This is a genomic window from Lachnospiraceae bacterium GAM79 (genome assembly GCA_020735665.1).
GTDB lineage: Bacteria > Bacillota > Clostridia > Lachnospirales > Lachnospiraceae > Coprococcus.
On sequence record CP085928.1, the window covers coordinates 978,337 to 993,106 of the forward strand.

Genomic DNA, 14,770 nt, shown 5'->3' on the forward strand with positions numbered 1-14,770 from the left:
GGATGAGAGCTTAATCAACAAAAACAGGGATTAGCAGAAGAATTTTGCATGGTAAATATCAAATTTTTATGAAAAAGATATTTACAGGTTTACAGCAGTTGTGGACAGATGATAAAATAACCTAAATTGTCAGAATGGATGGATTGGATGAAGAAACGACATTTTATTTTGAAAGGAATCATTACGGCACTTGTGCTGATCGTTCTTTTCTATACAGGAAGATGGGCATTTTTTAATATATTTCATCGTCAGGATGTTGTGAACGGACTGGTAGCATTACGAACAAATGTAATGCATTCGATGGAGGATGGAAATGATTCTGATATCTTTTATGTAAAGAATGTAAAGATAAAGGATATCAGTGATATTAATAAATATGTGGATTCGGCATTCGGAAGTGTAGATACCTATCGGGTATTGGTATCTTCCGGTGATTATCTTGCAATTCAGCTTTCTTTTGATCGTAGCGAGAATTACTATGTGATCCGGAAAGCGCTTTTTGATGAAGAGATACCATCGGATAAAAAGAAAGCGATTGCTATGTATGATGCATATATAGAATTTTATCAGACCTGCATCAAAGAACCGATGAGTGATTTTGACAAAGAGGTGGCGGTACATGACTATCTGATAAAAAACTGTGTATATGGTTTTCCGGAGGAACAGCAGGATGCATATGATGCCTATGGTGTCCTTGTATCTCATAAAGCAGTATGTGATGGTTATGCGGAAGCGTTTTTTATGTTGATGACCTGTCTTGATATTCCATGTGATATTGTAGTCGGAACGGCAGATGGTGACCTGCATGCGTGGAATCAGGTTGAACTTAATGGCAAATGGTATAATATCGATCTGACTTGGGATGATGCGGTTCCGGACATGGGATCGTATATAAAACACACATATTTTAATCTGACAGATGAGGCACTTGCCGAAAATCATACATGGGAACGGGAGTTTTACCGTACCTGCACAGATACAGATATGAATTATTATGTGAAGACATTTGCAGTATTTGATGATTTTGAAGCATATAAGAAAGGGATCACGAAGCAGATCGGACGCTCGGATGTGCTCGAAGCAATTGTTTATTATATGGATACGGACAGACCGGATCTGTCATTTCTCTATGACAGTTCGGCTATAAAAAAACTTAAGTATCTGGTTGAAGATATGGGAGAATATTATGTGATCATTGTATATGTAAATATATGATTTTATTATTGTAAAACAAAATGCCCGTGACAGTACGGGAGAAAGGAAAACTCAATGCCTGATGAACAGGGGAGAGTGAAGTGTGATAAAAATGAGTAAGAAGGAATTTATGGATCAGCTCAGAGAAGGCTTGGATGGGAATGTATCATATGAGAAATATCGTGAAACAATAGAATATTATGAGTCTTATTTCCGGAGAAAAATAGCAGAAGGTAAGACTGAGGAGGAAATTGTTGCGGAACTTGGCTCCGGGCGACTGATCGCAAAGACGATCGTTGATACCGCAGGAGCTGACCGGACAGAACAGAGCTATACCTATACAGAGACAACGAACGGCAGACGCGGAAGTGTGAGCCGAGATGGAGGAGACACACCAAAGGGCTGGCATATCAAAATGGATGAAAATGGAAATACCAGTGTCTGCTTTGGAAAACTTGATTTTTCTACGACGCTTGGTAAGGTTGTGATCGGAATCGGACTTGTTTTATTACTTGCCCTGATCGTATTACTGGTTGTGATCGGAGTTAAGATTCTTGTATATGTGATCATTCCGGTTGCTGCAATTTTGTTTATCGTGAACCTGATCATCAGTCTGATCGACAATCATCGAATGTAGTCGGAAGCAGATTTTTTAACAAATAAAAAAGTTTTAAAAAAGTTGAAAAAAGTTCTTGACAATTATCGGTATATCCCTTATACTAGCAAAGGTGTTCGACAGAGAACACAAACGAAATGGGATCTTAGCTCAGCTGGGAGAGCATCTGCCTTACAAGCAGAGGGTCACAGGTTCGAGCCCTGTAGGTCCCATTTAAAATAAAATATGGCGGGATAGCTCAGTTGGCTAGAGCATGCGGTTCATACCCGCAGTGTCGAGGGTTCAAATCCCCCTCCCGCTACTAACCTTTAATCGTCATGATATCATGGCGATTTTTTTTGTAGCAGTGTGATGGTATTTGAATAAACCGGCATATTGATGCCGGTTCATGTGGTCATCATAACGATAGAAAAATATGAGTGAATGAAATAATAAGGAGAAATCAAATATGCGAGTTGGAATGGGCTATGATGTTCATAAATTAGTAGAAGACAGAAAGTTGATCCTTGGCGGAGTGGAGATTCCATACGAGAAAGGACTGCTTGGGCATTCAGATGCAGATGTTCTGCTTCATGCGATCATGGATGCGCTTCTCGGTGCTGCGGCATTGGGAGATATCGGCAGGCATTTTCCGGATACAGATGACCGTTATAAGGGGGCAGACAGCATGGTGCTGTTAAAGAAAGTGAAGAAGCTTCTGGATGAGAAATTTTTCTTTATAGAGAATATAGATGCGACAGTGATCGCACAGCAGCCGAAGCTTGCCCCATATATAGAAGATATGAGAAAGAATATTGCAGAATGTCTGGAACTTCCGGTGAACAGGGTGAATGTGAAGGCTACGACAGAGGAAAAGCTGGGATTTACCGGAGTGGGTCTTGGAATCAGTTCACAGGCTGTCTGTCTGTTAGAGACTGTCGGGAACTATGATTATGATGTTATGGGAATGAACCAGGGAGGCTGCGCCGGCTGTCAGGGCTGTCCGGTCAGACAGTAGGTAGTTTAGGGTATGAATGAAGAAAGATGCGATCAGATGGATTGCAAAACGTTTGATTCGATCAGGATAGAAACTGCCGGAGCGGAAGATATGAACGAGATCCGTAAGCTCTGGAAACAGTCATTTGACGATCAGGATGCATATATGGATTATTATTTTTCAAATGTGGCAACAAGGAATCATATCTTTGTGGCAAAGACTGACTCCAAGATTATTTCTATGGTGCATTTGAATTCATATACTCTTGCTGAGACGACAGCAGGAGCAACCACATATAAAAAGGGTGGATATATCGTTGGCGTTGCGACCGAGCCTGAGTTCCGAAGACATGGAATCATGTCGATATTAATGAAGCATGTGCTTGCATATGCGGCTGAGAATGATTACGATTATATTTATCTGATGCCGGAGAAAGAGATCTATTATAAAGGTCTGGGATTTGCTCCGGTAGTAGAAAGCGGCTTTTATAATATAACCGATCTGAAACCTGAGAAGAATGATTATGAGCTTTGTGGGTTGGAAGATATAACAGATGAACAGTTGCAGAGTTTTTCTGAAAAACTGGCACAACGCTATGATCTCTTTGTACCACGAACCAGAGCCTACCTGGAAGATCTTGGAATGGAATGTCAGTCCCTGTTCGGTGATGTATATATTATAAAGGATGAGAATGAGATAGCGGCGGTGTATGGAACCATGTATGATGGGGATCGCGCAGAGATCGTTCAGTATTGTACAGTTACCGGATCACTTGATCCGTTGTTATATGGAATTTGTGAGAGTGATATTCCTGTATTTTCTAAGGTTGAATTGTTTGGAACATATACAGATCATAAGATGATAAAGAAAGGCCGTGGGATCATGTTTTATGAGCCATATACGGAGTACACAGAATTATATAGAAAATCAGATCGTATTTTCATAAATGAAGTGGTTTAAAAAAATATGGATACCATGTATAATAGTTGTAGAGTGTATATACAAAAAGGAGAAATAAAATGACAACAGACGGATATGTAGAACATATAGTGAAAACAAAGACTTCTGCCGGAATCATGGCATTGATCGTACTTGGAGCAATTATCACCGTGGTGGGAGCATTTTTTATGTTCTTTGTACCGGGAGGCACAATCTTTGGACTTCCGCTTGCGGTTGTTGGTGTAATTATATTTTCATTTGCGATTAATCGAAAAGAGTGTGAGTTTGAATATTTGTTCGTAAATGATGATGTTGAGGTTGCAAGGATCACCGCAAAGAGCAGCAGAAAACAGGTGTATCATTTTGAAGGCGGAGAAGTAAAACAGATCACGACTGTAGATTCAATCTATAGGGATAATGAGCATCAGGCAAATTCCGGTATTAAAACGATGAATTTCACTTCAAAGGATAAGAACACAGAGAATCCTGTTTATTCTTTCATCCTGAATAAGAATAACCGCACAGAGGAAGTCCTGTTAGAGCTTGATGCAAAGACGATTGAACATGTAAAACAATTTTTCAAAGGAAAAATCCGGGAATAGAGAAAGTCAGGAACGGACACATATTTATAAGCAGAAAGACAGATACTATAAAAGAGGTGCTTGCGATGAAAATTACTTTTTTTAAATATCTGTCTTTGTTTTTGACCGGAGGAATGGTATATTATTTTCTTGAAATATTTACCAGAGATTATTCTCATTATTCCATGATAATCTGTGGGGGGCTGTGTATGATTGCCTGCGGAGGTTTGAATCAGATGTTCCCGAGAATGCCGATCTCGTTACAGATGTTTTTATCGGCAGAGATCATAACATTGTTGGAATTTATTACCGGAGTTATAGTAAATCTGATCTTTCATGTCGGAGTATGGGATTATTCATATCTGCCATATAATGTGATGGGGCAGATATGTCTGCCATATTCTGTGTTGTGGATGTTCCTTTCATTGATCATAATATTTGTGGATGATGGAATCAGGCATTTTCTGTTTGGAGAAGAATTGCCGGAGTACAGATTGTTTTAAATATAAATACAAAGCGAGTTTTTTTGTTGTTGAAGCAGCTGCGACGTTTAGAGTAATAAAAAAAGCTTATAACAGATTCGGTCTGAAATCCGGACTTCTGATGATAAGCTTCTTTTATGTGGTGTGAAATTAAATACGAAACTATGGCTGAAGAGGAGTCATCTTAAGTCCTTTATACAATTTGGTATAAAGACTTCTTTCATCGGAGTAAAGCATGATTCCCCGTGCACCATCTTTAACAATGTAGGCGTATTTATTCTTCTGTACATTCATGTACAAAACTTCCTCCACATTCAGTTCTTTGGCTTTCACTTTTGCAACGCTGACACTTACCGGCTGTAATTTGTATTTTTTGATTGCCTGTTCAACTGTCATGATAAACACCTCCATCATATAGTATGTCTATGTTTGTTTGAATATAGTATATTGTATAGATAGCACAAAGTCAACTGTAAATAATGCACAAAAAGGCAAAAAAAGGGAAAAACTTCCGTTATTTTTGATAAAAAAGGAGAGATAAATAGTGAAAAATGCAAACTATTATACTATGATGGAAGAAGAATTGAAGAAAATATCGGATTCCGGCAGTAAAAAGAAGATATTGCTTCATTGCTGCTGTGCCCCGTGTTCCAGTCATTGCCTTGAAGTTCTGACCGATTATTTTGATATTACTGCTTATTTTTATAATCCGAATATCACAAGTGATGAAGAATACGAGAAACGCTGGAATGAATTAAAACGCTTTGTTCATGAAGTATATCAGGAGAATGGGGTGGAGTCATATCTGGAAGAGCATGAGAGCGAACGGTTTCTTGAAATGGCAAAAGGAATGGAAGAGGAACCGGAACGTGGAATCCGGTGCTATGCCTGTTATAAGCTTCGTCTGGATAAAAGTGCAGCATTTGCAAAGAAGCATGGATTTGATTATTTTACTACGACACTGTCGATCAGCCCGCATAAAAATGCAGACTGGCTCAATGAGATCGGAGAAGAACTGGGTGAGCAGTATGGTATAACATTTTTGCATAGTGATTTTAAGAAGAAAAACGGATATAAACATTCGATCGAGCTTTCAAAGGAATATAATTTATATAGACAGAACTTCTGCGGCTGTGAATTCAGCAGAAGAGTGTATGAAGCAGCAGAAAAAATGAAGCAGGAAGCTGCTCAGAAATAAGTTGACGAATTTCGATGAAAAAGTGTTGTCTAACAATAACAAATGTGTTAGAATTGACAAAACTAGAAAAAAGAGGCAGATGAGGATCTTTGTATGTGTGCACAGATTCTCTGTTCACTCTTTTTTTTTGAGCAAAAATAGAAAAAAGAAGAAAGGAATTGTATTATGAAAGCTTTTTTGATACTTGAAGATGGACATGTATTTGAAGGCACCAGTATTGGAGCAACCGATGAGATCATAAGCGAAATTGTTTTCAATACGTCTATGACAGGTTACTTAGAGGTGTTGACAGACCCATCCTATGCCGGGCAGGCAGTTTGTATGACATATCCGTTGATTGGTAATTATGGTGTATGTCTGGAAGATATGGAGGCTGATAAACCATGGCAGTCAGGATTTATTGTAAGAGAGATTGCGAAGAAGCCAAGTAACTTTAGAAGTGAACAGAGTATTAACCAGTTCCTTATTAATAACAATATAACAGGTATCGAGGGAGTTGATACCAGAGCCTTGACCAAGATCCTCAGAAATCAGGGTACAATGAAGGGCATGATCACAACAAATGCTTCTTATGACCTTGAAGATTGTCTGAAGCGGATCAAAGCATGGGAGATGGGACATGTTGTTCTTGATGTTACATGCAAAGAAAAGAAAGTTTATCCGGGAGATGGCTACAAGGTAGCTGTGATCGATCTCGGCGTTAAGAGAAATATTATCAAATCTTTATTAAAGAGAGGTTGTCAGGTTACTGTATATCCTGCTGAGACACCTGCGGAGGAGATCATCGCAGATGCACCGGACGGCATCATGTTAACAAACGGACCTGGAGATCCAAAGGATTGTAAGGTTACGATCAAAGAAGTGAAAAAACTTTTCGATACAGATATTCCTATTTTTGCAATATGTCTTGGACATCAGCTGCTTGCACTTGCAAATGGCGGCGATACCGTAAAGATGAAATACGGTCACAGAGGTGCGAACCATCCTGTAAAAGATTTAAAGACCGGAAAGGTTTATATTTCAACTCAGAATCATGGATATATGGTAAAAGAAGAGAGCCTTGACAGAAAGGTTGCCGAGGTCAGCTTTATCAATGTAAATGATGGTACAGTAGAAGGTGTTCATTACCTTGGTAAGAATGCACAGACCGTACAGTTCCATCCGGAAGCATGTGCCGGTCCTCTTGATACAGACTTCTTGTTTGATGTATTTATGAATATGATGGAGGTGTCTAAGTAATGCCAAAGAATCCGAATATTAAAAAAGTTGTTGTAATTGGCTCCGGTCCTATCGTAATCGGACAGGCTGCAGAATTTGACTATGCCGGTACACAGGCTTGTCGTTCATTAAAAGAAGAAGGCCTTTGCGTTGTCCTGATCAACTCCAATCCGGCTACGATCATGACAGATAAGGATATCGCAGATAAGGTATACATTGAGCCATTAACAGCCGATGTAGTAAAAGCAGTGATCGAGAAGGAAAAACCGGACAGCCTTCTGCCAACACTGGGTGGTCAGGCAGCTTTAAATATCGCAATGGAACTGGAAGAGTCCGGTTTCTTAAGAGAACATGATGTTATGTTGATCGGTACATCTTCTTCAACAATCAAAAAAGCAGAGGATAGACTGGAATTCAAGAAAACCATGGAGAAGATCCATGAGCCTGTAGCACCATCTGAGGTTGTTACAACGGTAAAAGCCGGTCTGGAATTTGTTAAGAAGATAGGATATCCGGTTGTACTCCGTCCGGCATATACCCTCGGCGGAAGCGGCGGTGGTATCGCTGAAAATGAAGAAGAGTTTGTCGAGATTCTGATGAATGGTCTGAGACTTAGTCGTGTCGGTCAGGTTCTGGTAGAGCGTTGTATCGCAGGCTGGAAAGAGATCGAATACGAAGTAATGCGTGATGCAAATGGTACCTGTATTACAGTTTGTAATATGGAGAATCTGGATCCGGTCGGTGTCCATACCGGTGACTCTATCGTAGTAGCACCATCCCAGACATTGGGTGATAAAGAGTATCAGATGCTTCGTACATCTGCATTAAATATTATTTCTGAATTAAATATCCGTGGTGGCTGTAACGTACAGTTTGCATTACATCCAACTACATTTGAATATTGTGTAATCGAAGTAAATCCTCGTGTAAGCCGTTCGTCAGCACTTGCATCCAAGGCAACCGGTTATCCGATCGCCAAGGTTTCTGCAAAGATCGCACTTGGTTATAATCTGGATGAGATCCAGAATGCAATTACCAAGAAGACGTTTGCAAGTTTTGAGCCTGCACTGGACTATGTTGTTGTTAAGATTCCTAGACTTCCGTTTGATAAGTTCATCAAGGCAGATCATGATCTGACAACACAGATGAAGGCAACCGGTGAGGTTATGAGTATCTGCACAAACTTTGAGGGCGCATTGATGAAAGCAATCCGTTCTCTGGAACAGCATGTAGATGGTCTTCATTCCAGCAGATATAAGAATATGTCTGACAGTGATATCTTAAAGCTTCTGCATCATGTAGATGACAGACGTATCTTTGTTATCGCTGAGGCACTTCGCCGTGGCATTACACAGGAAGCAATTCACGATATCACAAAGATTGATCTTTGGTTCATTGATAAGATCAACAATCTGGTTGACTATGAACAGGAGATCCGTGATTCCAAGGGAGATATCTCCAAGGAACTGATGAAGGAGATCAAGCGTGTAGAATTCCCGGATAAGGTAATCGCACAGCTTACAGGAAAGACAACAAAAGAGATCAAAGAGCTGCGGTATGGCTATGGTATCCGTGCATCTTTCAAGATGGTTGATACCTGTGCTGCAGAGTTTGAAGCATCTACACCATACTATTATTCCTGCTTTGACGGTGAGAATGAAGTAGAGGAAGATCATTCCGTAAAGAAGGTTATGGTTCTTGGTTCCGGTCCTATTCGTATCGGACAGGGTATCGAATTCGATTACTGCTCCGTACACAGTACATGGGCATTTGAGAGAAAGGGATACCAGACCATTATCGTAAATAATAATCCTGAGACAGTCAGTACAGATTTTGATATTGCAAATAAGCTGTATTTCGAGCCACTGACAGCAGAGGATGTAGAAGCAATTGTAGATCTGGAAAGACCGGATGGTGCGGTTGTTCAGTTCGGCGGACAGACAGCGATCAAGCTGACGGAAGCACTGATGGAGATGGGTGTTCCGATCCTTGGTACAAGTGCAGAGAATGTAGATGCCGCTGAGGATAGAGAATTATTTGATGAGATCCTTGAGAAGTGCTGTATCCCAAGACCTGCCGGAAAAACGGTATTTACCAGAGATGAAGCCTTAGAGGCAGCCAATGAACTCGGTTATCCGGTTCTGGTAAGACCTTCTTATGTATTAGGCGGACAGGGAATGCAGATCGCGATCTCTGATAAAGATATTATTGAATTTATGGATATCATCAACAGACATGTTCAGGAGCATCCTGTTCTGGTTGATAAATATATCATGGGTAAGGAAGTAGAAGTAGATGCCGTATGTGATGGAGAAGATATCCTGATCCCTGGTATCATGGAGCATGTAGAGAGAGCCGGTATCCATTCCGGTGATAGTATCTCTGTATATCCTGCACAGACGCTTTCACCAAAGATCAAACGTGTAATTGAAGATTATACAAGAAAGCTTGCAAACAGCCTTCATGTAATCGGTCTGATCAATATACAGTTTATCGCATACAATGATGAAGTATATGTAATTGAGGTAAATCCTCGTTCCAGCCGTACTGTTCCATATATCAGCAAGGTTACTGGTATTCCAATCGTAGATCTTGCAACCCGTGTTATCACAGGCGAGAAGATCAAGGATATGGGATATAAGCCGGGACTTCAGCCGGAAGCAGAATACTTTGCGATCAAGATGCCGGTATTCTCATTTGAGAAGATCCGTGGAGCCGAGATCAGTCTGGGACCGGAAATGAAATCAACAGGTGAATGTCTTGGTATCTCCAAGGACTACAACGAAGCCCTTTACAAAGCGTTCCTTGGCGCAGGTGTAAATCTTCCAAAGACAAAGAAGATGATTCTTACAGTTAAGGATGCAGATAAGATGGATGCAGTAGAAATCGGCAGACGTTTTGCGGCTCTTGGTTATGAGATCTTCTCTACAAAGAGCACATGCAGAATCCTGAATGAGAATGGAGTGCCTGCTGAACTGATCAACAAAGTAGAGGAACCATCACCAAACCTGTTGGATCTGATCTTAAGTCATGAGATCGATCTGATCATCGATACTCCGTCACAGGGTGTTGAACGAAGCAAGGATGGTTTCGTGATCAGACGTCATGCAGTTGAAACCGGTGTTACCTGTCTTACAAGTCTTGATACAGCGAATGCACTGCTTACAAGTTTGGAGTCATCCGCAAATAGACGATTATCACTGGTTGACATCAGCGAATTATAAGTATAATATGATACAACCTGACAAAACAGGCTGCTGCATTTTGCAGCAGGCTGTTTTGTGTTCTTAATAGGAGGTGGAATATGCATAACATTCCAAGAGATGAGGTGTTTGTGATCGGACATAAGAATCCGGATACGGATTCGATTTGTTCAGCGATCGCGTATGCAGATCTTAAGAATCAGTCAGAAAATAAATACATTCCCAAAAGAGCGGGTAATATCAATAAAGAAACAGAATTTGTATTAAATTATTTTGATGTGGAAGTACCGGAGTTGATCAAAAACGTGGACACCCAGTTGAGTGATATTTCTTACCGGCTCGTTTCCGGTGTACCGGGTGATACAACAATGAAGAAGGCATTTGAGATCATGCAGAAGAATGATGCAACGACGTTGCCGGTTGTGGAGAACGGAAAGATTCGTGGAATATTAACTGTTGGAGATATTGCAGAAGCTTATATGTTGAATTCGGAAGACGATATTTTGTATAAAGCGAGAACCAGGTGCCGACATATCATGGAGACGATCGATGGTGAGATGGTCTGTGGAAATCCGCATAGTTATATTACGAAAGGAAAAGTTATCATAGGCGCGGCACATGTGGAGCTTATGGAGCATTTTGTAAAGCCGGACGACATTGTTATCTTAAGTGACCGGAAGGAATCTCAGCTAATGGCTATCGAAAAGGGAGCAGGTATGCTGATCCTTTGTCTGGTGGATAAGGTGGATGACGATGTTGTGAAGCTTGCGGCATTTAAGGGCTGTTCGATCATCACATCTCAGAATGATACTTATAAGGTGGCCAGACTGATCGGTCAGAGTATACCGGTAAGGTTCTTTATGGTTCGTGATAATATAATGACGTTTAACGAGGATGATTCGGTTGAAACGATAAAAAGTGTTATGTCGAAGACGAGAGTTCGTTATTTCCCTGTTGTAGATAAGAGTGGAAATTATCTGGGACTGGTTTCCAGACGTAACTATATCAATGCCAGAAAAAAACAGGTGATCCTGGTCGATCATAATGAACGTACACAGTCGGTTGATAATATCGACAAGGCAGAGATCCGGGAGATCATCGATCATCATAGAATTGCAAATGTAGAAACGCTTGCACCGGTTTATTTCAGAAATCAGCCGGTTGGCTGTACATCTACGATCATATATCAGATGTACAGAGAGCAGAACATTATACCGGATAAGAAGATTGCAGGATTGATGTGTGCGGCTATTTTATCAGATACGCTGCTGTTTAAATCACCGACCTGTACCTGTGAGGATAAGAATGCAGCATATGCACTGGCGCAACTTGCCGAGATTAATGTAAATGATTTCGCAATGGAGATGTTTGATGCCGGAAGTAATCTGAAGGGAAAGACAATCGATGAGATTCTGCATCAGGATTATAAGAAATTTGAGATCGACGGACGTACCTTTGCGATCGGACAGATCACATCGATCAATACCAGAGAGATTGAGCAGATACAGAAGAGTATGTATGAGTATCTGACCGATTATACAGAAAATGGATGTGATGTATTTTTGTTTGTAATGACAAGTATCTTAGACGATAGTTCCGGAATGTTGGCATTTGGAGATGAGGCAGAGGAGATCTGTTCCCGTGCATTCCAGACGGAATTTGTCGATCATTATGCATATCTGGAAGGCGTGGTTTCCAGAAAGAAGCAGATCGTTCCGGCACTTGTCCGTGCCGTACAGGAACTCGATCAGCCGGAATAGAACAAAGGCAGAAAGGCAGATGTACAATGAAGAAATATCAGGCAGTTATATTTGATTTGGATGGAACACTTTTAAATACATTAGAGGATCTGGCAGACAGTACAAATTACGCACTTCGTCAGATGAATTATCCGGAACGGACAATCGATGAGGTCCGCCGCTTTGTAGGGAATGGCGTAGAGAAGCTGATGGAGCGTGCAGTTCCGACGGGAACTTCAGAGGACGATACATTAAAAGCACTCGCGATATTCAAGGAACATTATTCAAAGAATATGTTGAATAAGACAGGCCCTTACGAGGGAGTTGTCGATGTGCTTAAGGCGTTAAAAGAAAAAGAAATACCGGTAGGTATCGTATCGAACAAATTTGATGCTGCAGTGAAGGGACTGAGGGATCAGTTCTTTGGTGCATATATAAGTACAGCGATCGGAGAGTCTGCAAATGTAGCAAAGAAACCGGCACCGGACACTTGCATAGAAGCAATGAAGGAAATGCAGATTGGACGGGAAGGCACAGTCTATGTTGGAGATTCAGATGTGGATATCATGACCGCAAAGAACAGCGGACTGGAATGTATCTCTGTTACCTGGGGCTTTCGTGATGAAGAATTCCTGTTAGAACATGGTGCTACCCAGATCATCCATAAGCCGGAGAAGCTGCTCGAATTTTTTTAAACAGTAAAGCTGCTGTCTGATCGATATGGAAGTTGTATATGGAAGATATATAATATGGAGATGGACATGAACATGGCAGTTCAATGTATAAGGAATATGTAAGATGAATATATATACAGCAAATCAATATATAAAGGATACCTTCGGGGAGAAATTATACAAGCTGTCATTAAATGCTGGAACCACCTGCCCGAACCGGGATGGAACGGCAGGAATTGGCGGTTGTATCTTTTGCAGTAGTCTAGGATCGGGTGATTTCAGTCCAAAAGCGGATATGGACATAGATCAACAGATCGAACAGGCAAAACAGCTGGTTGCTTCGAAGTTCAAAGGTAAACATTATATTGCATATTTTCAGTCATTTACGAATACTTATGGTGATATCGACCGTTTGCGGGATATTTATAGAAATGCAGCGATGCGGTCAGACATTGCAGTTATTTCAATTGCAACCAGACCGGATTGCCTGGGAAATCAGGTGATCGATATGCTGCGTGATATACAGAGAATCAAGCCGGTGTGGGTAGAACTCGGACTTCAGACGATCCATGAGGAAACGGCAAAGCTTATTAATCGCGGATATCCGCTTTCGGTATATGACGAGGCAGTAAAAAAACTCTGTGATCTTGGTGTACATGTGATCGTACATATGATATTGGGACTTCCGGGAGAGACACAGAGAGATATGATCGAAACAGCAGAGTATATAGGAAAGAGCGGTGCACAGGGCATAAAGCTACAACTACTTCATGTCCTTAAAGGAACCAACCTTGCTGAATTGTATCAGAATGGAGAATGTTCTGTTTTGTCGCTGGAAGATTATACAGAATGTGTTGTTTCGTGTCTGAAGGTACTGCCGCCGGATATGGTGATCCATCGCCTGACCGGAGACGGACCGAAGAAACTATTGATCGCACCGCTTTGGAGCGCAGATAAGAAAAAAGTAATGAATACGATAAATGCAGCAGTCAGACAGCTATAAAACAGATCTGACTGCTGTTTTTTTAGTTGTTGTTTTTTCTGGATTCATTCTGATTACAGATATTTGCGGCATGAAGAAAACGGGTGACGGCATCCTTGTAATTTTTAGACAGACGATCATACTCTTTAAATACATGAAAAAAATCCCAGTCAAATATATTGTCAAAGGTAAATAACTGAAAAAGGTTCTCATTTTTAATGTTTTCCAGAGATGCAAGATCAATACAGATTAGAAATACAAGAAACTGAATATTGATATGATAGTAATTTGATGCATAAAAAATTGTTTTTATATCGGGTATAGAACTGCCACGTTCGTATTGGGAATAGGCAGATTGGGATATTTTTAATTCTTCGGCTGCTTCACGCATGGATAAGGTTTTGCTTTTTCGAAGGGATAACAGTGCACTGCCTATATTGGTTCGGATAACGGATGTCATATATTCTTTTTCTCCTTTTCGTTTTTCTCATTACAGTATAATTGTACATAGGTTTTTAGTAGCTCCAACTCCCATGTTGGGACTTCCTTCAACTGATTGATAAGATCAGTAATTGTTTCTTTGCGAACAGGAACAGCCTGATATGCAGATGGATCACTGACTGCTTCAATCAGATTGTAATTGTCCTGTTCTGCGTTTTTTAATGACATGGAATAGGCGAACAGGAAGTCGTGGTCGAGAATCTTCGATAATTTGGCTATATGTTCGATACCGGGAAGTATCCGCCCTGATTCATAATTAGCATATCCGGATCGCGAGATTGAGAGCTGCTCGGCGACCTCTGCCTGCGTCATTTGTTTTTTCTCACGGAAGTAACGTAGAAGCTTAGGTAATGGATAATTTTCATTTGGCATTTGTGTAAGTCTCCTTTCATTTCTTTGCAACATCATACACGATTTGCAGGAAAAAAGTGCCGAAATGTAATAAATGGTAGTGTTTCATGTAATAA

The 14,770-nt window shown here is 40.6% G+C and carries 15 protein-coding genes and 2 tRNA genes; 14 read left to right on the forward strand and 3 right to left on the reverse strand.

Translation table 11 applies throughout. The features are described from left to right. The first annotated feature begins 147 nt into the window (after positions 1 to 147). From LK416_04305 to LK416_04340, 8 genes are all read left to right on the forward strand, one after another. Positions 148 to 1,215 (forward strand): hypothetical protein, encoded by a 1,068-nt coding sequence (locus LK416_04305; GenBank protein ID UEA75410.1) that lies wholly within the window; start codon positions 148 to 150, stop codon positions 1,213 to 1,215. Between the two features lie 91 nt (positions 1,216 to 1,306). After that, the gene (locus tag LK416_04310) at positions 1,307 to 1,831 is read left to right on the forward strand and encodes a DUF1700 domain-containing protein (protein UEA75863.1); all 525 of its coding nucleotides are present in this window, start codon (positions 1,307 to 1,309) and stop codon (positions 1,829 to 1,831) included. Positions 1,832 to 1,949: 118 nt separating this feature from the next. Further along, positions 1,950 to 2,022 (forward strand) — tRNA-Val (locus LK416_04315). 15 nt (positions 2,023 to 2,037) lie between these two features. Continuing rightward, positions 2,038 to 2,111, forward strand: a tRNA-Met gene (locus LK416_04320). 147 nt (positions 2,112 to 2,258) lie between these two features. Beyond that, entirely contained in the window at positions 2,259 to 2,807 is a 549-nt protein-coding gene (gene ispF / locus LK416_04325; GenBank protein UEA75411.1) for a 2-C-methyl-D-erythritol 2,4-cyclodiphosphate synthase, read from the forward strand. A 12-nt stretch (positions 2,808 to 2,819) separates the two neighbouring features. Next, on the forward strand, positions 2,820 to 3,746 hold the full coding sequence (locus LK416_04330) for a GNAT family N-acetyltransferase (protein UEA75412.1): 927 nt from the start codon (positions 2,820 to 2,822) through the stop codon (positions 3,744 to 3,746). 59 nt (positions 3,747 to 3,805) lie between these two features. Beyond that, positions 3,806 to 4,327 (forward strand): DUF6106 family protein, encoded by a 522-nt coding sequence (locus LK416_04335; protein ID UEA75413.1) that lies wholly within the window; start codon positions 3,806 to 3,808, stop codon positions 4,325 to 4,327. A 65-nt stretch (positions 4,328 to 4,392) separates the two neighbouring features. Continuing rightward, positions 4,393 to 4,809, forward strand: coding sequence for a hypothetical protein (locus LK416_04340; protein UEA75414.1), 417 nt, complete (start codon positions 4,393 to 4,395; stop codon positions 4,807 to 4,809). Positions 4,810 to 4,950: 141 nt separating this feature from the next. On the opposite strand, the gene LK416_04345 is transcribed toward LK416_04340, so the two are convergent. Beyond that, the gene (locus tag LK416_04345; GenBank protein UEA75415.1) at positions 4,951 to 5,184 is read right to left on the reverse strand and encodes a hypothetical protein; all 234 of its coding nucleotides are present in this window, start codon (positions 5,182 to 5,184) and stop codon (positions 4,951 to 4,953) included. A gap of 148 nt (positions 5,185 to 5,332) precedes the next feature. Between LK416_04345 and LK416_04350 the strand changes: the two genes are divergently transcribed. From LK416_04350 to LK416_04375, 6 genes are all read left to right on the forward strand, one after another. Beyond that, positions 5,333 to 5,986, forward strand: a complete 654-nt coding sequence (locus LK416_04350) for an epoxyqueuosine reductase QueH (GenBank protein ID UEA75416.1) — start codon at positions 5,333 to 5,335, stop codon at positions 5,984 to 5,986. Positions 5,987 to 6,151: 165 nt separating this feature from the next. Then, entirely contained in the window at positions 6,152 to 7,225 is a 1,074-nt protein-coding gene (locus tag LK416_04355) for a carbamoyl phosphate synthase small subunit (GenBank protein UEA75417.1), read from the forward strand. Continuing rightward, entirely contained in the window at positions 7,225 to 10,428 is a 3,204-nt protein-coding gene (gene carB / locus LK416_04360) for a carbamoyl-phosphate synthase large subunit (protein UEA75418.1), read from the forward strand. The genes LK416_04355 and carB overlap by 1 nt, the downstream gene beginning before the upstream one ends. Positions 10,429 to 10,508: 80 nt before the next feature. Next, positions 10,509 to 12,167, forward strand: coding sequence for a putative manganese-dependent inorganic diphosphatase (locus tag LK416_04365; protein UEA75419.1), 1,659 nt, complete (start codon positions 10,509 to 10,511; stop codon positions 12,165 to 12,167). A gap of 26 nt (positions 12,168 to 12,193) precedes the next feature. Then, positions 12,194 to 12,841 (forward strand): HAD-IIIA family hydrolase, encoded by a 648-nt coding sequence (locus LK416_04370; protein ID UEA75420.1) that lies wholly within the window; start codon positions 12,194 to 12,196, stop codon positions 12,839 to 12,841. 103 nt (positions 12,842 to 12,944) lie between these two features. Next, positions 12,945 to 13,823 (forward strand): TIGR01212 family radical SAM protein, encoded by an 879-nt coding sequence (locus LK416_04375; GenBank protein ID UEA75421.1) that lies wholly within the window; start codon positions 12,945 to 12,947, stop codon positions 13,821 to 13,823. 22 nt (positions 13,824 to 13,845) lie between these two features. Here the strand turns inward: LK416_04375 and LK416_04380 are convergent, their stop codons facing one another. Continuing rightward, positions 13,846 to 14,262 (reverse strand): helix-turn-helix domain-containing protein, encoded by a 417-nt coding sequence (locus tag LK416_04380; GenBank protein ID UEA75422.1) that lies wholly within the window; start codon positions 14,260 to 14,262, stop codon positions 13,846 to 13,848. Next, the gene (locus LK416_04385) at positions 14,259 to 14,675 is read right to left on the reverse strand and encodes a helix-turn-helix transcriptional regulator (protein UEA75423.1); all 417 of its coding nucleotides are present in this window, start codon (positions 14,673 to 14,675) and stop codon (positions 14,259 to 14,261) included. The genes LK416_04380 and LK416_04385 overlap by 4 nt, the downstream gene beginning before the upstream one ends. Positions 14,676 to 14,770 lie beyond the last annotated feature (95 nt).